This window comes from Exiguobacterium aurantiacum, assembly GCF_024362205.1.
GTDB classification, from domain to species: Bacteria; Bacillota; Bacilli; order Exiguobacteriales; family Exiguobacteriaceae; genus Exiguobacterium; species Exiguobacterium aurantiacum_B.
In genome coordinates, this window is the sequence record NZ_CP101462.1 from 2038816 (window position 1) to 2059457 (window position 20642).

The 20642-nt window shown below is 53.5% G+C and carries 16 protein-coding genes, 1 pseudogene and 1 other annotated feature; of the genes and pseudogenes, 4 read left to right on the top strand and 13 right to left on the bottom strand.

What is annotated here, in order from left to right; all coding sequences use genetic code 11:
- Positions 1-14: 14 nt before the first annotated feature.
- Both NMQ00_RS10590 and NMQ00_RS10595 read left to right on the top strand, forming a co-directional pair.
- Positions 15-365 carry an iron-sulfur cluster biosynthesis family protein gene (locus NMQ00_RS10590; RefSeq protein WP_255176665.1) on the top strand — a complete coding sequence of 117 codons (351 nt, stop codon included), beginning with the start codon at positions 15-17 and terminating at the stop codon, positions 363-365.
- Complete coding sequence (locus tag NMQ00_RS10595; protein WP_255176666.1) at positions 362-544, top strand: hypothetical protein; 183 nt, start codon at positions 362-364, stop codon at positions 542-544. Before NMQ00_RS10590 ends, NMQ00_RS10595 begins: the two co-directional genes overlap by 4 nt.
- Before the next feature lie 335 nt (positions 545-879).
- Here NMQ00_RS10595 and NMQ00_RS10600 read toward each other — a convergent pair whose 3' ends face one another.
- The 8 genes and pseudogenes from NMQ00_RS10600 to secD form a co-directional block, all read right to left on the bottom strand.
- Positions 880-2013: a hypothetical protein gene (locus NMQ00_RS10600; protein WP_255176667.1), complete on the bottom strand. Its 1134-nt coding sequence runs from the start codon at positions 2011-2013 to the stop codon at positions 880-882.
- A gap of 116 nt (positions 2014-2129) precedes the next feature.
- On the bottom strand, positions 2130-3902 hold the full coding sequence (gene aspS / locus NMQ00_RS10605; protein WP_255176668.1) for an aspartate--tRNA ligase: 1773 nt from the start codon (positions 3900-3902) through the stop codon (positions 2130-2132).
- Positions 3899-5179: a histidine--tRNA ligase gene (gene hisS / locus NMQ00_RS10610; RefSeq protein WP_255176669.1), complete on the bottom strand. Its 1281-nt coding sequence runs from the start codon at positions 5177-5179 to the stop codon at positions 3899-3901. Before hisS ends, aspS begins: the two co-directional genes overlap by 4 nt.
- Positions 5180-5218: 39 nt before the next feature.
- Positions 5219-5453: a binding site (T-box leader), on the bottom strand.
- A gap of 38 nt (positions 5454-5491) precedes the next feature.
- Positions 5492-5935, bottom strand: a complete 444-nt coding sequence (dtd, locus tag NMQ00_RS10615; protein ID WP_255176670.1) for a D-aminoacyl-tRNA deacylase — start codon at positions 5933-5935, stop codon at positions 5492-5494.
- Between the two features lie 16 nt (positions 5936-5951).
- On the bottom strand, positions 5952-8084 hold the full coding sequence (locus NMQ00_RS10620) for a RelA/SpoT family protein (RefSeq protein ID WP_441294619.1): 2133 nt from the start codon (positions 8082-8084) through the stop codon (positions 5952-5954).
- Positions 8085-8327: 243 nt separating this feature from the next.
- Positions 8328-8846, bottom strand: coding sequence for an adenine phosphoribosyltransferase (locus tag NMQ00_RS10625; protein WP_034776883.1), 519 nt, complete (start codon positions 8844-8846; stop codon positions 8328-8330).
- Position 8847: 1 nt separating this feature from the next.
- A complete protein-coding gene (gene recJ, locus NMQ00_RS10630) occupies positions 8848-11139 on the bottom strand; it encodes a single-stranded-DNA-specific exonuclease RecJ (protein WP_255176672.1) in 2292 nt (763 codons plus the stop codon).
- A gap of 102 nt (positions 11140-11241) precedes the next feature.
- Positions 11242-13459, bottom strand: a pseudogene (gene secD, locus NMQ00_RS16410) (protein translocase subunit SecD).
- 219 nt (positions 13460-13678) lie between these two features.
- On the opposite strand from secD, the gene zupT reads away from it, so the two are divergent.
- The gene (gene zupT, locus NMQ00_RS10645; protein WP_255176675.1) at positions 13679-14533 is read left to right on the top strand and encodes a zinc transporter ZupT; all 855 of its coding nucleotides are present in this window, start codon (positions 13679-13681) and stop codon (positions 14531-14533) included.
- Positions 14534-14636: 103 nt separating this feature from the next.
- Here zupT and NMQ00_RS10650 read toward each other — a convergent pair whose 3' ends face one another.
- Together NMQ00_RS10650 and NMQ00_RS10655 are read right to left on the bottom strand one after the other, a co-directional pair.
- On the bottom strand, positions 14637-14945 hold the full coding sequence (locus tag NMQ00_RS10650; RefSeq protein WP_255176676.1) for a hypothetical protein: 309 nt from the start codon (positions 14943-14945) through the stop codon (positions 14637-14639).
- Positions 14946-14947: 2 nt separating this feature from the next.
- Positions 14948-16780 carry a methyl-accepting chemotaxis protein gene (locus tag NMQ00_RS10655; protein ID WP_255176677.1) on the bottom strand — a complete coding sequence of 611 codons (1833 nt, stop codon included), beginning with the start codon at positions 16778-16780 and terminating at the stop codon, positions 14948-14950.
- A gap of 129 nt (positions 16781-16909) precedes the next feature.
- Here NMQ00_RS10655 and NMQ00_RS10660 point away from each other — a divergent pair, with 129 nt between their 5' ends.
- Entirely contained in the window at positions 16910-18064 is a 1155-nt protein-coding gene (locus NMQ00_RS10660) for an NAD(P)-binding domain-containing protein (protein ID WP_255176678.1), read from the top strand.
- A 25-nt stretch (positions 18065-18089) separates the two neighbouring features.
- Here the strand turns inward: NMQ00_RS10660 and yajC are convergent, their stop codons facing one another.
- The 3 genes from yajC to queA all read right to left on the bottom strand — a co-directional run bounded on the left by yajC (position 18090) and on the right by queA (position 20637).
- On the bottom strand, positions 18090-18368 hold the full coding sequence (gene yajC, locus NMQ00_RS10665; protein ID WP_021066898.1) for a preprotein translocase subunit YajC: 279 nt from the start codon (positions 18366-18368) through the stop codon (positions 18090-18092).
- Between the two features lie 83 nt (positions 18369-18451).
- Positions 18452-19597 (bottom strand): tRNA guanosine(34) transglycosylase Tgt, encoded by a 1146-nt coding sequence (gene tgt, locus NMQ00_RS10670; RefSeq protein WP_255176679.1) that lies wholly within the window; start codon positions 19595-19597, stop codon positions 18452-18454.
- Positions 19594-20637, bottom strand: a complete 1044-nt coding sequence (gene queA, locus NMQ00_RS10675; RefSeq protein ID WP_255178711.1) for a tRNA preQ1(34) S-adenosylmethionine ribosyltransferase-isomerase QueA — start codon at positions 20635-20637, stop codon at positions 19594-19596. The genes tgt and queA overlap by 4 nt, the downstream gene beginning before the upstream one ends.
- Between the last annotated feature and the right edge of the window lie 5 nt (positions 20638-20642).

The window sequence follows — 20642 nt, forward strand, 5'->3', positions numbered from 1 at the left end:
AAGGAGTGATAGATATGAACGTACACATTACAGAACCCGCTCAGGCGCGGATTGATGCCTTGAAAGGCGACCGTGACGGACAGATGCACTTGTTTTATGAGACGGAAGGTTGCGGCTGTGGCAATAGCGGCATCTTCGAGATTCGCTACGTGACCGAGACGACATCGGAGGACGTCGAGATTGATTCGAACGTCGGTCCGATCCTCATCAAGAACTGGACGAAAATCTTTTTGGACGAGGATATGATCATCGACTATCGTGACGATAAACGGACGCTCGTCTTGAAGAGCAACGGCCAAGTGTTCAACTCGAACTTGCTCGTGACCGATGGGACCGGTTGCCAGTTGAACGTCCCTAGCCGATGAAGCAGGCGTTACGAGATCATCCAAGCCTCTGGCTATGGTTCATCCTCAGCTTCGGGCTCGGCTTGTTCGGCATCTATCTCGCTTTCACCGACTCCGTCTATACGATGACGGCCGTGATTGCGTCACTGTTCGCCTTCGGATTTGCGCTTCAGCAGACTAGTAAACAAATGGATAATTAGGAGTTGTAAGGCTTTTTCATTCCAATCCACATGGTATAATTCCTAGAAAGGGGGATATCTCATGTGGTTTAAAAACAAAATGCTTAACTATCCGACAGCGCTCTGGGGCGTGTTCATTACAGGCCTATGGGTTTGGTTCAGCATGCGATTTGAAGATACTTTATCTTCGCTTTTCGTGAATCTGACGTATATCGGCTTTATGTTAGCTTTGCTTCTTCTCGCCACGGTGATCCTCCGGTCAATCAAATCTAGAAGCCGGACGAATCATAAAACGAGTAGATGAAATCAAAAATCGTCACTTCCATAACCGGAAGTGACGATTTTTGATTTCGCTGTCAGTTCACATCGATGGTGTAGAACGTAATCAACCCGCCATCCCCAAGTTCGGCGTAGGCGATTTGACCATCCCGATAAATCGGTTTGGACGTCGTGCCGCCTCGACTCGGCAAATACGAGACCGTCGATTCGTTCAAATCCGCAACCAATAAGCGATTCATGCCTTCGCGGAATAGGATTCGCTGACCCGGCAAGAAGCGAAACGAGTCAAATGTAATCTTTGACTGTGTGCTTTTATGTTGGAACTGTTTCGCTCCCCCTGTCAGCCTTACAAAATCGGCACGTCCTTCTTTTCCAAGAGCAACATAGTCCGCACCTGTTTCAAAGTCGACCAATGCGCCCATGTCTTCGTCAAACGTTCCATCGAGCGTGGTTAACTTTGTCGTCTTTTCCCCATCAGCGAATGAGCTTCGATGGACGATGACACCGTCCTCACTAACTCTGTAATCGAACACGTAGTCGCCATCTCGTTTCTCCCCTTCTTTGAGCGTATACGTTTGAATCGTTTCCACCGTGGCCGTATCATACAAATACTGCATCACCGCCGACGTCGTCATCGTTTCTGATGCCTCATAATCAACCCATGTGACGCGATCATCCGATGCATTCAAATGAGGAACGGGCGTCTCGAACATACTGACCCCGTTATAAAGTTCAGTCAGTTCCGATGCGTCGAGCTTCATCCGAAAAATGGACCAAGCATATCCGTTGTCTTCAGTCAGTTCGTATTCGATCCAATATATTTCATCTTTGATGCCGACAAGATTACCGATTGTTCTTGATGTCTCATGTAACGACCAATTAGTTGCTTGTTCCGTATCATACACGTAGATTTCATGGCCGACCTCACCGACAGAATCCGTATAGATAATTTGCTCATCGACCATATGCTCCGGTCCGATCATTGCGACTTTATGTTGGAAGAACGATGATAGGTCATAGTCCTTCACTGCCCCGATTGAGGCGTCCTCGGCGACGGGACGCAATCTAACCATTTCCGATTCTTCCGATTTAGCCTCCTCGACGGTCTCATTAACTTTCGACGTCGCTTCCGTTTCTTGATTACAGCCTGCTAACATGACACTGAGTCCGAACGTGATTCCCATCACTTTCATAGATTTTGTTAATTTCATAATTCCCCAGTTCCCCCATCTTCATCATACAATTTATTCCATAATTATATCACCTTCCCACTTATTAACACATACGCAAAAAGACCCGCCAAGTGACGGGTCCTTGTGACTAACTATTATTTTTTCTCTTTCACCGCTGTCCGAATCGACAACTCCTCGAGTTGTGCATCCGCGACCGGGCTTGGTGCTTGTGTGAGCAAGTCGCTCGCCGACGCCGTTTTCGGGAAGGCGATCGTGTCACGGAGGTTCGAACGACCCGCAAGAATCATAACGAGGCGGTCGAGACCGAGCGCGATACCCGCGTGTGGCGGTGTGCCATACTCGAACGCTTCGAGCAAGAAGCCGAACTGGTCGACTGCTTCTTGTTCTGTGAAGCCGAGCAATTTGAACATGCGCTCTTGAATGTCACGCTCATAAATCCGTTGCGAGCCGCCACCGAGCTCATAGCCGTTCAAGACGAGGTCATAGGCGAGGGCGCGTACGCTCGCCGGGTCTGTCTCGAGAAGATGGAGGTCTTCACGGTTAGGCATCGTGAACGGGTGGTGGTTGGCGTAGAAACGGCCGTCTTCTTCTTCGAACGTGACGAGCGGGAAGTCCGTCACCCAAAGGAAGTTGAACTTCGACTCGTCGATGAGTCCGAGCTCATGCCCGAGTTTGACGCGAAGCGCGCCGAGGCTGTCGGCGACGACAGTCGGTTTTGACGCCACGAAGAGGAGCAGGTCGCCCGCTTCCGCGTTCGTCGCTTCCATCAACTTCTGGGCGTACGTCTCGTCGAAGAACTTGGCGATCGGTCCGTTCAAGCCTTCCGGTGTCACTTTGAGCCAAGCGAGGCCTTTGGCGCCGTAAACGGCCGTGAACTCTTGAAGCTTGTCGATGTCTTTACGCGAAAACTTGTCCGCCTCGCCTTTGACGTTGATCGCTTTCACTTGTCCGTTTGACTCGAGCGCCATGTCGAACACTTTGAAGCCGGCACCTGTGACGGCGTCCGCGACGTCGATGAGTTCGAGACCAAAACGTGTATCCGGTTTGTCTGAACCGAAACGGCGCATCGCCTCTTCGTGCGTCATGCGCTCGAACTTGGCCGGCGTGTCGGTGCGACCGAGCGTTGTTTCCATGACTTGTGCCATCATTGATTCCATCATCGCCATCAAGTCTTCGACGTCCATGAAGCTCGTCTCAATATCGACTTGCGTGAATTCCGGCTGACGGTCGGCCCGAAGGTCTTCGTCACGGAAGCAGCGTGCGATTTGGAAGTAACGGTCGAATCCGGCCACCATGAGGAGCTGCTTGAACAACTGCGGTGATTGCGGGAGCGCATAGAATTCGCCGCCGTGGACACGGCTTGGGACGAGATAGTCACGCGCGCCTTCCGGTGTCGACTTCGTCAAAATCGGTGTTTCGACTTCGAGGAATTCCTCTTCCGTCAAGAAGTTACGAATCGTGTTCGACGCCTTTGAACGGAGACGGAACGTCTCTTGGAGCGCCGGACGACGGAGGTCGAGGTAACGGTATTTGAGACGGAGGTCTTCCGATACGTTCTCGGCCTCGTCACCGATTGGGATCGGTGTCATCTTCGCCGCGTTCAAGATGTTGATTTCAGAGGCGATGACTTCGATGTTCCCCGTCGGCATGTTCGGGTTCTTGTTCTCACGCTCGAGGACGGTCCCTTTGATGTCGAGTACGTATTCGCTGCGGATCGATTCGGCGAGCTTGTGCACCGCTTCGTTTTCTGGGCGAACGACGACTTGGACGATGCCTGTGCGGTCACGAAGGTCGATAAAGATGAGGCCTCCGAGGTCGCGACGTTTTTGGACCCATCCTTTCAATTGTACGTCTTGGCCGATGAGTGACTCTGTCACGCGGCCGTTCATATGTGTGCGTCCGATCATTGTCCTGCTCCTTCCGATAGTTCACGAATTTTGTCTGCGACGGCCGAGAGCGGCACGTCGACTTGTTCCCCGGTCGCCATGACCTTGAGGGAGGCCGAACCGCGCTCGACTTCATCGTCTCCGAGGATGACGGTGAACTTCGCGTTCAAGCGGTCGGCTTGTTTGAATTGTCCTTTGAACTTGCGGCCGAGATAGTCACGGTCCGCCTTGAAGCCTTCGATGCGAAGCAGTTGCAACAGGCGTGTCGCCGTCACTTCGACTTCTGATCCGCCTTGGGCGACGACGAAGACGTCAAGTCCCGTCTCGAGCGCTGGGAGCACCCCTTCATTCTCGAGAGCGAGGATGAGACGCTCGAGCCCGATCCCGAAACCGATGCCCGGCATGTCCGGTCCACCGATGTCTTGGACGAGACCGTTATAGCGTCCACCGCCGCATAGCGTCGTGATGGCACCGAAGCCTTCTGCCTCGGACATGATCTCGAACGCCGTGTGCGTATAATAGTCGAGACCGCGGACGAGCGTCGGGTCGACGACGTAGGCAACACCGAGCGCATCCAAGTGCGCGAGTACTTTTTCGAAGTACGTCTTCGACTCTTCGTTCAAGAAGTCGAGAATCGACGGCGCCGATTTCATCGACGGGTGGTCGCGATCGACTTTACAGTCGAGGACGCGAAGAGGGTTCTGATGAAGCCGTGTCTGGCAATCTTGGCACAACTCGTCTTGAACCGGCTCAAAGTGACGGATGAGCGCTTCGCGGTGGGCGTTGCGGCTCTCAGCGTCACCGAGCGAGTTGACGACGACTTTGATTTTTTTGAGACCGAACGATTTGTAAATCGTGTAGGCGAGGCTGATCACTTCCGCGTCGACGGCCGGGTCGCTGCTGCCGATCGCCTCGACACCGTATTGGTGCAGTTGGCGGAAACGTCCTTTTTGTGGACGTTCGTAGCGGAACATCGGTCCCATGTAATACAGTTTCGTCGGCTGGTCAGGGCTGCCGAACAGCTTGTTCGTGACGAAGGCGCGGACGACCGAGGCCGTCCCTTCCGGACGGAGCGTATACTCGTCCTTGCCTTTCTTGACGAGCGTGAACATCTCCTTTTGGACGATGTCCGTCGTCTCGCCGACACTGCGTGTGAACAGGTCGGTCGTTTCAAAAATCGGGGTACGAATCTCTTTATAGTTGTAACGGGCGCTGATGTCGCGTAACTTCTCTTCGACATACTGCCACGTCTCGACCGTGCCCGGAAGCAGGTCTTGTGTGCCGCGTGGTGCTTTCATCCAATTTCCCTCCTTAGAATACAAAAAGGCCCTCGTCCGCAAAGGGACGAGAGCCTGTTAAAGTTTCCCGTGGTACCACCCTCGTTGCAGAGCCATAATCGATACTCTGCCACTCGAAATCGGTTAACGCCCGATGAAACGGCTTCCCCTACTAAGCGTTCAAGGAAGCACCTCCAAAGTGTCGTTCGGGTCATCATCCAGTCGATGCTTTCAGCCTAGGCATCGCTCTCTTTGCTGGTGGGGTGACCGTACTCTTCTTTATCGTAGGTGTTAGGTTATATGGTTCATGATGCCGAATCACGCCCGCTTCTGTCAAGCGTTTTTTTCGAGCATGAGCGTGACCGGTCCGTCATTGACGAGCGCGACATCCATCATCGCTCCGAACTTCCCGGTCTCGACGACAAGTCCGTGCGTCCGCAAACGCTCGTTGAACTTCTCGTAAAGGCGTTCGGCGATATCCGGTTTCGCTGCTTGTGTGAACGCGGGACGACGGCCTTTGAGCGTGTCCCCGTATAGCGTGAACTGCGACACGGACAACACTTTGCCGTCGACGTCTTGAATCGATAAGTTCATCTTCTCGTCCGCGTCCTCAAAGACACGGAGCCCGGCCACCTTGTCGGCGAGCCAATTCACTTCCGTCTCGGTGTCCTCGTGGGTCACCCCGACGAGGAGCAGATAACCGGCTTCGATTTGACCGATCGTCTCCTCCTCAACGGTCACGGATGCTTCTTTTACCCGTTGCAACAATACACGCACAGAAATCTTCCTTTCGTCACGTCATCATGACTCGGCTGACCGAGTAAACGTCCGAGATTTGCTTAATCCGGTCGACGACTTTTTGCAAATGGTTCACGTTCGGGATCGAGATCGTCATCGAGATGCGGGCCTGTTTGTTCTGGTCCCCGCGTCCGCTAACGGCCACGATGTTCGTGTTCGTCGCTGATACGGCTTGAAGCACGTCATTCAAAAGCCCTGAGCGGTCGTATCCCGTGATCTCGATATCGACGTTATAGTTCTTCTCTTTCGCTTGCCCGGCTTCCCACTCGACCGTGAGGAGCCGCTCCGGATGCTGCTCATTGATGATGTTCAAGCAATCCTTCCGGTGAATCGACACGCCGCGTCCGCGCGTGATATACCCGACGATTTCGTCGCCCGGCACCGGGTTACAGCAGCGGCTCATGCGGATGAGCATGTTGTCGATTCCTTTCACCGAGACACCGGCCTCGGCCGTCTTCTTCTTCGGTGACTGACTGACTTTCAGTTCGTTGATTGCGTCCGACAGCTCGAGTTTCGGCTCTTTACGCTGCTTCTCCGTCAACTTATGGGCGACTTGGGCCGCCGTGATGCCATGATAACCGACCGCGGCGTACATCTCTTCCTCGTTCCCGAAGTTAAACTTCTCGACGACGACGGCGAGCGACTGGTCATCGATCACTTCTTTCGGTTCGAAGCCTAGCTTCTTAATCTCGACGTCGACGAGCTCTTTGCCTTTCTCGACGTTCTCTTCACGCTGCTGGCGCTTGAACCATTGGCGAATCTTGTTCTTCGCCTGGCTCGAGACGGCCAGTTTGAGCCAGTCCTTGCTCGGCCCATAACTATGTTTCGATGTGATGATTTCGATGATGTCACCCGTCTCGAGTTTATGGTCGAGCGGCACCATCCGTCCGTTCACTTTCGCGCCCGTCATCCGGTGACCGATCTCGGTATGGATGCGGTAGGCGTAATCGATTGGGACCGAGCCTTTCGGCAACTCGAAGACGTCGCCTTTCGGTGTGAAGACGTAGAGCATGTCGCTGAAGAAATCGACTTTGAGCGACTCCATGAACTCCTCGGCGTCGGTCGTATCTTTTTGTAACTCTAAAATCTCGCGCAGATGGGCGATTTTCTCATCGAACCCGTTCGTCGCGACGTTCTTTCCTTCTTTATACGCCCAGTGCGCGGCAATCCCGAACTCGGCGATGAAGTGCATGTCCTTCGTCCGGATTTGCACTTCGAGTGGCTCACCCTTCGGTCCGATCACCGTCGTGTGGAGCGACTGATACATGTTCGGCTTCGGCATGGCGATATAGTCCTTGAACCGGCCTGGCATCGGCTTATATTGTGTGTGAATGATACCGAGGACGGCGTAACAGTCGCGAATCGAATCAACGATGATTCGAACGGCCATCAAGTCATAAATCTCATTGAACTCTTTCTTATGTTTCACCATCTTGTTGTAAATCGAGTAGATGTGCTTCGGACGGCCATTGACGTCGGCTTCGATGCTCACGTCCTCGAGAACGGTATTCACTTCTGTGATGACAGACGTGACGAGCGCTTCCCGCTCGGTCCGCTTCTGTTTCATCATCGAGACGATCTTATAGTATTGCTGCGGGTTGATATAACGGAGCGAAATATCTTCGAGCTCCCATTTGATCGTCGAGATCCCCATCCGGTGGGCGAGCGGCGCGAAAATCTCGAGCGTCTCTTCCGCCTTTTGAACTTGTTTCTCTTTCGGCATATGTTGAAGCGTCCGCATGTTGTGCAGACGGTCGGCGAGCTTAATCAAGATGACACGCACGTCTTCGGCCATCGCGATAATCATCTTGCGGTGATTCTCGGCGAGCTCTTCTTTTTTCGATTTATATTTGATTTTACCGAGCTTTGTCACCCCATCGACGAGCATAGCCACATCGACCCCAAACTCGTCGGCGAGTTGTTTGAGCGTGACGTCCGTGTCCTCGACGACGTCGTGCAAGAGGGCACCGATGATGGTCGTCGCGTCTAACCCGATATCAACGAGAATACCGGCCACTTGGACCGGATGCAGAATGTAGGGTTCGCCGGAACGTCGGAACTGACCGGTATGATGCAGTTTGGCGTATTCGTAAGCGCGTCTTACTTCGGCAATCTCGTCTTCACCCATATACTCCCCGAGCGCGTCGAGAAGGTCCTCAATACTTACGATTTGTTTTTTGGTCATAACATTCGACACCCTTTTTCTTACCGCTCCAAACGACTCGGACAAGTCGAAGCATGGTAGTAGTTAACGTTCATGGTTGTTCTAATTTTACTTACTATTATCGAAAAAATCTGACGACCTGTCAAAGGTTGTGGGTTATTTTACTCAAAAACTATTCAAAAAAGGGAAGCCATCGCTTCCCTTTGATTAATCTTCGTAACGGATGAGTGAGAACACGTCGTATCCTTCGAGACGCTCGCGTCCACCAAGTCCATCAAGTTCGATTAAGAATCCGATTCCGGCGACGACGCCGCCGAGTTGTTCGATCATTTTGATCGTCGCTTCAATCGTGCCGCCTGTCGCGAGCAAGTCATCCAAGATGACGACTTGTTGGCCCGGTTTGATTGAATCTTTGTGCATCGTCAAAATGTCTGTGCCGTATTCGAGTCCGTAAGAGACGCGAACCGTCTCACGTGGCAACTTGCCTTCTTTACGGACCGGGACGAACCCGAGTTCAAGTGCGTATGCTGCCGGGCAACCGACGACGAAGCCGCGTGCCTCAGGACCAGCGATGAGTTCGGCGCCACGCTCTTGTGCGTAAGCGATGAGCTCGTCGACCGCTTTTTTGTAGGCCGGGCCGTCTTGCATGAGTGACGTGATGTCTTTAAAGCTGATTCCTTCTTTCGGATAATCCGCTACTTCTTTAATATGCTGTTTGAAATCCATTTTATGTGTAAGCCTCCTGCATCTTGTTCGATCGCAATGATTGTAACCGCTCTTTCAGTTCTGCCAACGACGCATAAATGAAACGCTCCTCGAGTTGGACTCGTCCGACCCGGCGCTTGTAACACGGCGCTTCGGTCAAATCGCGTTTCGGCGCTTCTGGATTCACTCCAGGCAGTCCGTCTTCCATTGTAACAAGAAATTCGAGTTCAGAGAATACTTGATGCATAAATTGAATCGTATTTTTTGACCATTTTCGCTCGATTGACAAACGAATCAAGTTTTCGCGGAGGTTTTTCCGTTCGCACGTCGCCATATGGACGTAATATGTTCGGAAATCTTCCCGCGTCGGCAACTTCTCGAAGAACGAACCGCCTTGTCCGAACGCACAGTAGATGCGTTCGACATCCTCGGTCAACATGTCCGCGAGCACCTCTTCCTCGTCCGGTAGATCGAGCAAGACGACAAACGGCTTGAGCGGCGTATCGAGGTCGTGGAGCGGGAAATCGTCCCGTCCTTGGAACGAAATGAACGACGTCGTGTCGCCCGGAAGCTGTTTCAATTCGTCGAGCGAATTTTTCTTGCCCCGGTAGTCGAACACTTGGAATCCGTCGACACGGATATCTTGAATCATGAGCTGCGGCTTGCGCATCCCGTTCCATTCATTCACTTGCAGACTGCCCATGACCGAAACGTTGGCCATCTTCGAAATCTCGGACACGACGTGACCGTAGCCGAAGCCGATGCCGTCGAGTTCTCTCTTGTCCCCGGCGAGTTGAACTTTCAAATGGGTGTTGTCACGTCCGATTTGACGGATATCACGAAGTCTTGCGTCCGCCACGACGACGCGCGGTGACGGATTGCCCATCCCGAACGGGGCGAGCTTCCCGATCTCTGCAATCAAATCGAGCGATACGTCGTTCACGTCGAGCTTCAAGTCGACATTGACACGAGCGACGAACGTCTCGTCTGGAATCGATTCGGCTTGTTCGTTCAGACGTCGGCGCAGTTCGGCGACGTTCTCCGATAACAGTGTCATTCCGGCTGCGGCCGGGTGTCCACCGAAGTGCGGCAAGATGTCTTCATTTTGTGATAGTTCTTTGAACAAGTCGAAACCGTCGATCGAACGGCCCGAACCTTTCGCCTTCCCCGTTTTCGGGTCATGACACAATAGGATGACCGGGCGATAGTACGCCTCGACGAGTCGTGACGCGACAATCCCGACAACGCCTGGATTCCAGCGTTCGCTGGCGACGACAAGGACACGGTCGTCCGTCATCGAGGCCTCGACAAGTTCTGTCGCTTCCTTGGCGATCGTCTTGACGATGTCTTGACGTTCTTTGTTCTGTTTGTCGAGCTTCTGGGCCAATTCGAGTGCCTCCTCGACACTCTCAGCGAGCAACATCTGGAGTGCTGGCATCGCCGAATCAAGACGACCGGCGGCGTTGATCCGTGGTCCGAACGCAAAACCGACCGACTCCTCGTTCAACGTCCCGTCCGTCAAGGCGCATACTTCGCGGAGTGCGAGAATACCCGGTCGTTTCGAATCGTCGAGCGCCTTCAGTCCAAGCTTCGCGAGCAAACGATTCTCCCCGTCGAGCGGGACGAGGTCGGCAATCGTACCGAGCACGGCCAAGTCGAGCAACTCTTCCGGCATCCGGCCGAGCACGGCGTGGGCCACTTTGAGCGCGACGCCTGCCCCGGCGAGTTTGTCATACGGATACGACGGATCGATGTGAGGATGGATGATGGCGAACGCGTCTGGGAGCGTCTCTTTCGGCTCGTGGTGGTCGGTGATGATCAAATCGACACCGAGCTCTTTTAAGAGCGTCGCTTCTTCGATCCCGGAGATCCCACAGTCGACCGTGATGATGAGCGTGAACCCTTCACCCGCCGCCCAGCTGAACGCCTCTTTGTTCGGCCCGTAGCCTTCCGTGAACCGGTTCGGGATGTAACACTCCGCCATGACACCGATCTCGGTCAAGGCGTGCCACATGACGGCCGAGGCGCTGACACCATCGACGTCATAGTCGCCGTAGATGAGTACCATCTCCCCGTCATCGGCCGCACGTTTCAAACGGTCGACGACTTTGTTCATCTGTTCAAATAAGTAAGGATCGTGGAACGTCAGCTCGTCCTCGACGTGCAGGAACGCCTTCGCCGCCTCGACGTCACGGTGTCCCCGTTGTATGAGGAGCGTCGCGAGCTGCTCCGATATATTCAGTTCTGTCTGTAGCCGTTCAACCGCGGTCGTATCCGTCTCCGGATACACCCATCGTTTCTTTGCATGATACATAGTCCTTCACTCCAATCAATTGTTGATTATAGCAGAACGAGCGACTGAAGTGCCGTCTTGACATTCAAAAAAGGTCCCCCGAACGATGCGGGAGACCTGCGGTTACACCTCTGGGGCGGTTTCTTTCTTTTTGTTGAGCGACATGCCTTTGAGAAGCATCCACAAGTACGAGGCGATGAAAATCGATGAGTACATCCCCATGACAAGACCGATGAGCAACGCGATCGAGAAACCGCGAATCGACTCAGCACCGAACACATACAAGGCGATGACCGTCAAGAGCACAGTGATGACCGTGTTGACCGAGCGGACGATCGTCTCTTGAATCGACGTGTTGACGATGTCACGGTACACGTCCATCGATTTGATTTTCCGTTCTTTCTCATACGCCTGAATGTTCTCTCGGACCCGGTCGAACGTCACGATCGTATCGTTGACCGAGTAACCGATGATCGTCAAGATGGCGGCGACGAAGTACAAGTTGACCTCGATGCCGAAAATCGAGAAGGCCACGATCATGAAGAACGCATCGTGGAGCATCGCGACGACCGTTGCGACTGCATACGAGAATTGGAAGCGGAACGTGATATAGAGGATGATCCCGAGCGACGCGAGCGCGACCGCATAAATGGCATTCCGAGCGATATCACGACCGACTTCGGCCGACACGGTGCTGATGTTCGGGTCGTTCCCAAACGTTTCCGTGAACACGGTCTTCACTGACGCGACTTCGTCTTGAGCGAGCTGACCGACGAACGTCACGTTGGCGAGTGTTCCGCCTTCCGCATATTGGACCGACGAGATGTCCTCATCGACACCCGCTTCTTCAAACGCGGCTGCTAACTCTTCTTGAGACACTTGTGATTCGGTCAAGACCTCGACCCGGGTACCCGACGCAAAGTCGATCCCGAGGTTCAACCCACGGAAGAACAAGATACCGAGACCGATGATGACGATGGCACACGAGATGATGAACATCGTGCGCATATGTTTCACATAATTCAATTCAGTGAGCTTAAAGTTCACGGATTTCACTCTCCTTCACACCAAACCAGCCTTTTCGTTTGTCGAACAGACGACTCGAGACGAGGAGGTGCATCAAATAACGCGAGATGAAGACGTTCGAGATGAACGTCATCGCAATCGAGATCATGAGCATGATGGCGAACCCACGGACCGAGCTCGTCCCGAAATAGAACAAGACCGCTGCCGAGATGAGTGTCGTCAAGTTAGCATCAATGATCGTACTGAGCGAGCGTCGGTTCCCGGCACGGAATGCTGAGAGGACCGACTTTCCTGACCGGAGTTCATCCTTGATGCGCTCGGCCGTGATGATGTTCGCATCGACCGCCATCCCTACACCGAGGACGAGGGCGGCAATCCCAGGAAGCGTCAAGACGGCGTTAATCCCGTTAAAGAACAACATGATCAAATTGATATACAAAATGAGCGTGATGATCGAGACGAGACCAGGTAAACGATAGAAGAACAACATGAACAAGAAGATTGCCGCGATCCCGATGAGTGACGCGAACACGGTCTTGTCGAGTGCGTCTTGACCGAACTGGGCCGAGACCGACGTCGAATAGATTTCTTCGAGTTTGACCGGGAGCGCACCGGCGTTCAAGATGTCAGCCAGCTGTTTAGCGCTGTCAGCAGTAATATCGCCACCCGAGATGATGGCTTTATCTGAAACAATCGGTCCACTGACTGTCGCGTCTGACACGATTTTCGAGTTCTCTTTTTGAATTTCTTGTTCATATGAATCGCCTTCTTCAAAATCTAGCCAGATGACAAGACGGTTTTCCGGAGCCTGACGCTGGGCGACCTGCGACGTGACTTCACCGAATTTTTCTGCTGATTGCAGGGTCAATTCCACAACTGGACTCCCATTATTCGGATCGAAACCAAGAGCAGCCCCACGAGGCGCTAGGTCCTTTCCGTCGAGAAGAACATTGTCATCAATGTCACGGAATGTGAGCTGGGCTGTCGACGAGAGCACTTCGCGGGCATCGTTTTGGTTCTCTACACCTGCGAGTTGGACGCGGATGCGATTCTCGTCTTCAATCCGGATGTCCGGTTCCGAGACGCCGAGGACGTTGACCCGGTTGTTGATGGCGCGAACGGTTGCATTCATCGCTGATTGATCGATGACATCGCCGTCTTCGAGCGGCTGGACTTCGTACAACACTTCAAATCCGCCTTTGAGGTCGAGACCGAGGTTCGTGTTTTTCACGACCCATGGCGTCGTCAAGGCGGCGAGCAAGATCGTTGCGATCATGATGACCGCAAAGATCGCAATATTCCCTTTTTTGTACATACGACTATTTCCTTTCTAAACACCTGTTCTGTTAAAAAACTTCTCTCGTTAACATTACAAATATTCTAAACATTTATCAATCGTTTTCCTAAAATTGTAACACCCACAAGTTGATTTCTTACGTTTTTTTGCACTTGCGACTAAAAGTTGCATTAGGGCAAAACTTGAGCTATGATGTGGTTATCAACTTACACACTACAAGTAAAGGAGTCCTTTCCAATGGATAGTACGATACTCTATGCCTTTTTACTGACGCTGTTCGCTGGACTCGCGACGGGGATTGGAAGTATGATCGCCTTCTTCGCCAAACGGACCAATACGGCCTTCTTGTCGGTGTCCCTTGGCTTCTCAGGTGGGGTCATGATTTACGTATCCTTTATCGAGATTTTCCCGAAAGCGCTCGATGAACTCGTCGGGGCACATGGCGAGCAGGCTGGGACGCTCTACACCGTCCTCGCGTTCTTCGGCGGGATGTTGTTGATCGCCTTGATCGACAAATTCATCCCGTCGCCAGAAAACCCGCACGAAGTCAAATTTGTCGAGACGATGCAGAACGACCCGTCGTCCCAGGAACTCGCGACGACGGCGACCGAAAGCGTCCCATTGAACCAAGCGACGAAACAACGGCTTCATAAAATGGGTCTGTTTATGGCCCTCGCCATCACGATCCATAACTTCCCGGAAGGTTTGGCCACGTTCATCTCGGCCCTCGATGACCCGGCCGTCGGTCTTGCCATCGCGATCGCCATCGCGTTACACAACATTCCGGAAGGGATCGCCGTATCGGTTCCGATTTACTATGCGACCGGATCTCGGAAGAAGGCGTTGAAACTGTCCTTCTTGTCCGGACTCGCCGAACCGCTCGGCGCGGTCGTCGGTTTCCTTCTGTTGATGCCGTTCTTGAGCGACACGGTATTCGGTCTCTTGTTCGCGGCCGTCGGTGGCATCATGGTGTTCATCTCGCTCGACGAGTTGCTCCCAGCCGCCCGTGAATACGGTCGGGCCCACCATGCGGTGTACGGTATGGTCGCCGGTATGATGGTCATGGCCGCAAGTCTAATTTTATTAATGTAATGAACCGAACGCTTGTATGATCGTAAATAGGAAGAGGCCGTGGACACGAACAATTCGTTTCCACGGCCTCTTTTTGTTTGCACTAAACATGCGTAACAGTTGTCTACTCTAGCGTATATTCCATGTTTTCCTTCTTGATTAACTTTATTGCTTCATCCATAGCGATTCCAGTAAGTAACGCCAATTTTTCACGACTTACCTGGTTATGTCCAATCCAGATTTGGGCCAACGATTCTCCGCAACTAGCTCGGATCATTTCATCCGTCTTCTTGTCATTCGCAACATTCAGCAAAGCGACTTCCACTGTCTCGTCATTCAAAATAAACCCTAAATCCATTGCAGCGTCATCCCGCTCCGCATCACTCGTTGTTTTATCGAGCAATATTTTAATCAATTCATTCGTATGATCCATCTTTAGCGATCGTTAGATGACGGATTAGATGTTTTAAACAAATGGACGAGATCTTTCAGTTCAACGGACATATGACTCATCGTCTCAGCGATGCCGTTGATTTCTTGAATGGCCGCGAGTTGTTCTTCGACGTTCGCCCCAGCCTCTTCGACGCTTCGTTGCGTCGAAACAGCATTCGTCGACATGTCTTCGACCGAGACCGCGACCTCGGTCGTGTTCGCACTCACTTCTTCTGTCGCCGCCGCGATCTCACTCATTTGGCGGGACGTCTCTTGAATGACCGATACGATTTCGCGGAATGCACCCGCGACTTCTCCCATTTGGGTGACACCGCTCGTCACGTGTTGACTCGTGACGTCAAACGCGGATTCGACTTCGGACGTATCGCGCTGGATATCGGCGACGACCGCTTGGATTTGTTTCGCCGACTGTTTCGACTCTTCGGCCAGTTTTCGGACCTCGGCCGCGACGACGGCAAACCCTTTCCCATGTTCCCCGGCCCGGGCCGCCTCAATCGCAGCATTCAAGGCGAGCAAGTTCGTCTGTTCCGTGATGGCGGTGATAGAGCGGGTGATCTTCTCAATCTCGAGCGACTGATTCGACAAGCGCTCGACCATTTGTTGGGTCAAATCATTCGCTTGCTGAATCTCACGCATTTGCCGTTCCGCCAACTGGATCGTCTCGAGTCCTCCACTTGCCGCTTCGAGTGTATGAATCGTCTGTTCATTCACGCCTTGCGAGGCCGCAGCAATTTGGCTCAAGCCGACGACGGCTTGATTGACGCCGGACGTCCCTTCCTCGGCCCGTTTCGCCGAGGCTTGGGCGGCGAGGTTCATCTGTTCGAACAGACCGGCTACACCTTGCGTCGTCGTGGCGACATGGTCCGTGCTGGCGTACAATTCTTCCGAATAGGCCGTCACTTTATCCGAGGCCGCTCCGACTTGGCGAATCAGGCCGACAAGGTTGCGCTTCATGTCGTTGAACGCTGTGACGAGATCGCCGAGTTCATCGTTCGAACCGACTTCGATATCGCCTCCGGTCAAGTCCCCTTCGGCAACGACGCGCGCTTCGCTGACGAGTCGATTGATCGGTTTTAAGAACAGTTTCTGGAGGGCCAGTAGCGAGAGCAGGCCGACAACGACGCCGATGATGCTGATGACGACCATCCAGATAATCGATTGCCCGGCACTCGCCTGGACCGCTTCCGACTCAGCGGCGAGCGCTTCGCCTTGATACGTGACGAGGTCGGTCACCGTCATCCGGACGCGGTCCGTCGTCGGTGTCACGCTCGTATTGAGCACCGTCTTATAGCCGATCTCGTCTTGTTGCTGTCGAAGGTCGATGACGCGCGCCATCTCCGTGTCGAGATGTTGATTAAACTTCTCGAGATCATCAAGCCAGGCGAGCACTTTAGGGTCTTCCGTCGACTGTTGGAGCGTATTCATCAACTCGTCCCGTTTCGTCTGGGAAGCATCAAGACTGATCAGCGTCTTCGGGTTCGAGACGAGCAGGTAGTAGTTCAAATAACGCTCGGCATCGGTCACGGTTAGCGCCAGATCTTCGGCGACGAGCATATCTTGGAGCCGCTCGTTTAAGACGCGGTCATACTCGGACGTCGCATTCTGTAATTGATACGAGCCGAGCGCCCCGACGATTAATAAGGCGATCAGTGTCGGCACGAGCGCCATCGCCATCTTACGGCGCATCGACGAGCGGCCTTTTACGCGGTCAGGGCGACGTCGTACCTTCCATTTGTTTAGCGAGCGTAGCAATCGTTTCACATCCATGTCTTCTTCTCCTTCTTTCCAATTCTTCTCAACTTGACGATAATGCAAACGTTTTCACGATTCAATTTGATTTTTAGAAATAAGGTGGATGATTCGTCGGATTGACGAAGTTTGACAAAAAGCTGCCATTTCCGCTATGATACGAATCGTAATGATTACTATTTAAGAGGTGAAACGATGGTTTCTTTACATACACGGATTTTGATTATCGGCGGTGGCGTCCATGGCATGACGCTCGCCGTCTCCTACTTAGAACAAGGCGGGTCGCTCGACGACTTAATGATTCTTGACGCGAACGATTCCCCGCTCGCCAACTGGAAGACGCAGACGGCACGGATTTCCATGTCGCACTTACGCTCGACGCGGGTGCATCACCTGTCGTCTAACCCGCACGCTTTGAAACAGTTCGCCGCTTGTTACGATTACGGCTCGCATCATTTCAAAGACACATTCGGTCGGCCCTCACTCGCTCTGTTCAACGACCATTGTGACCAGACGATTGATGATTGGCAGCTATCGTCCCGCTTTATTGGAAACGAACCTGTCGCCCGCGTGACACGTGAAAAGAATATGTACGTCATCGAGACGAATCAGCGCCGCATCACGGCCGACGTGGTCATCGTCGCGACGGGACAGTCGAGCGCCGTCCATCTTCCGGACTGGGCTGGACTTCCAAGTTGCCGTCACATCTTCTCCACTGAGGAGGTCCACGAGCAAGATCATGTCACCGTCGTCGGTGGTGGAATCACGGCGCTCCATTACGTCTTGGCCCGATATCAGAAAGGGCATCACGTCACGCTCGTCACGAAACGCCCGCTCGAGGTGAGCCAGTTCGACGCCGACCGTAGCTTCATGGGACCGAAAGGCTTGCGGGCGTTCCATCAGCTTGAAGACGATTGGATCGAGAAGCGCTCCTTCGTCAAAGCCGAGCGTCGGCCCGGGACATCCCCGAACGACCTCGTCCTCAAAGTGAAACGACTCATTCGCCAAGGCGTGATCAATCACGTGATTGGTGAGGCGGTCCGGTGTGACGAGCAATTGTATGTCGACGGACAGGCACTCCCGTCGACCGAGATCGTCTGTTGTACGGGCATCCGTCCGCTCGATGTCACCCAGTCGTTTCTACGACCGCTCCTCGAGCAACTCGACTTGCCCCTCACCCCATGTGGCACGCCAGTCCTCGATGAGACGCTCGCTTGGACCGACGACTTTTATATGACCGGCGCCTATGCCGACCTCATCGTCGGACCGTTCGCTCGCGCCATCTATGGCGGACAAGAAGCGGCTCGGCGGATTGTCCCCCGATTATTTTCCACACAAAAATACGCCTGACCAATGATGGTCAGGCGTTGTTTGGTTACTCAGCGAATGATGAGTTGCCTTTTTTCGTCACTTCAGCAATCGCACTGCGATTGAACTTGAGGAGTGACTGGTCACATTTCAATGTGACTTGTGTGTCTTCGATTTGGTGGACGACGCCGTGAAGGCCGCCGATTGTTACGACGTGATCCCCACGCTCAAGCGCGTTTTGCATCGATTGTACTTCCTTCTGACGTTTCGTCTGCGGACGGATCAACAAGAAGTAGAACACGACGAAAATAAGGATCATCGGTAATAGTGCTACGAGAGTTTCCATGCGTAAAATTCACCCTTTCCTTCAATATCAGGTTCATTATACCGTGAAACTGAAACGTTGTCACATAATCGCTGTCAGAACAATTAGAAATTCTTGGCGTTTGGTTTATTATACCCATATTCTTCGAAAAACTCTTCTTTGAAGTCCAAAAGACGGTCTTCGCGGATGGCTTGGCGTACTTGACTCATCAAGTTCACGAGGAAGTGAAGGTTGTGTGTCGAGCAGAGGTGAAGCCCGAACATCTCATCGGCACGAATTAAGTGGTGCACGTACGCGCGTGAATAGTTCTTACACGTGTAGCAGTCGCACTTCTCGTCGATCGGGCCGAAGTCCGTCTTATGTTTCGCATGTTTGATCGTGACACGGCCTTTCGATGTCATGAGCGTCCCGTTGCGGGCGATCCGTGTCGGCAAGACGCAGTCGAACATGTCGATGCCGCGAATCGAGCCTTCAATCAACGCATCCGGTGAACCGACGCCCATCAAATAGCGGGGTTTGTTCTCCGGCATGAACGGCGTCGTGAACTCGAGCGCGCGGTACATGACGTCTTTCGGTTCGCCGACCGATAATCCACCGACGGCATAACCTGGGAAATCAAGTGAGACGAGGTCGGCCGCACTTTGACGACGAAGATCTTCGTACTCTCCGCCTTGGATGATGCCGAACAACGCCTGGTCTTCCGGACGCTCGTGCGCCGCGAGGCAACGCTCTGCCCAACGGCTCGTCCGCTCGACCGATTTCTTCATGTATTCATATGTCGCCGGGAATGGCGGGCACTCGTCGAACGCCATCATGATATCCGAACCGAGCGCGTTTTGAATCTCCATCGCTTTCTCCGGTGACAAGAACAACTTGTCGCCGTTCAAGTGGTTGCGGAAATGGACGCCTTCTTCTTGGATGTTGCGAAGGTCAGCGAGCGAGAAGACTTGGAACCCGCCCGAGTCCGTCAAGATCGCGCCGTCCCAGTTCATGAACTTATGAAGGCCGCCGGCTTGTTTGACGACTTCGTGTCCTGGACGAATCCAGAGGTGATACGTGTTCGACAAGATGATGTTCGCTCCCATCGCCTTGACTTGTTCCGGGGCCATCGTCTTGACAGTCGCCTGCGTGCCGACTGGCATGAAGACAGGCGTCTCGAACGAACCGTGCGGCGTATGGACGATTCCGTGCCGCGCTCCCGTCTGTTTACATGTGTGGATGTGTTCATATGTGACTGCGTGTTTGGTCATTTGTTCTCTTCCTTCCTCGTGATGAGCATCGCGTCTCCAAAGCTGAAGAAGCGGTAACGTTCTTGTACCGCCGTGCGGTACGCATTCAAGATGATGTCGCGCGACGCGAACGCCGAGACGAGCATGACGAGCGTCGACTTCGGCAGATGGAAGTTCGTGATCAGTCCATCGATCGCCTTCAACTCGACGCCTGGGTAGATAAAGATGTCCGTCCAGCCCGATGACTCGACGAAATTCCCATGGTCGCGCACGATCGTCTCGAGCGTCCGGGTCGATGTCGTCCCGACCGCGAAGACACGCCCGCCGTTTGCACGGACGTCGCGGAGTGCTTCAGCCGAAGTCGCCGACAACTCGAAATACTCACTGTGCATCGTGTGCTCTTCAATCGTATCGGCCGTGACCGGACGGAACGTGCCGAGCCCGACGTGGAGCGTGAGTGGGATCAGCTTGACGCCCTTCGCCTCAGCCGCTGCGAGCAGTTCTTCCGTGAAGTGGAGACCTGCCGTCGGTGCGGCCGCACTCCCGCGTTCACGGGCGTACACCGTCTGGTAACGGTCTTGGTCGTCGAGCTGTTCACGGATGTATGGCGGGAGCGGCATCGTGCCGAGCTCATCTAAAATCTCATAGAAGATGCCGTCGTAATCGAATTTGAAGCGGCGGCCGCCTTCCGGGAGTTCTTCGACACATTCGGCCCGGAGCAATCCGTTGCCGAACTCGACGATGGCGCCGACGCGCACTTTCTTCGCCGGTTTGACGAGTGCTTCCCAGACATCATCTTCCGTCTGTTTCAATAAAAGCAGTTCGACTTTCCCGCCCGTCTCTTGCTTCGCCCCAAACAATCGGGCCGGGAGCACGCGCGAGTCGTTGACGACGAGGGCGTCGCCTGCCTGCAAATAGTCGAGCACGTCGCGGAAGTGACGGTGCTCGATGTCGCCCGTGTCGCGGTCGAGGACGAGCAGTCGTGAGCTCGTCCGGTCGAGAAGCGGTACTTGGGCGATCAGTTCTTCCGGTAAGTCGAAATCATAGTCATTAACGTTCAATTGAA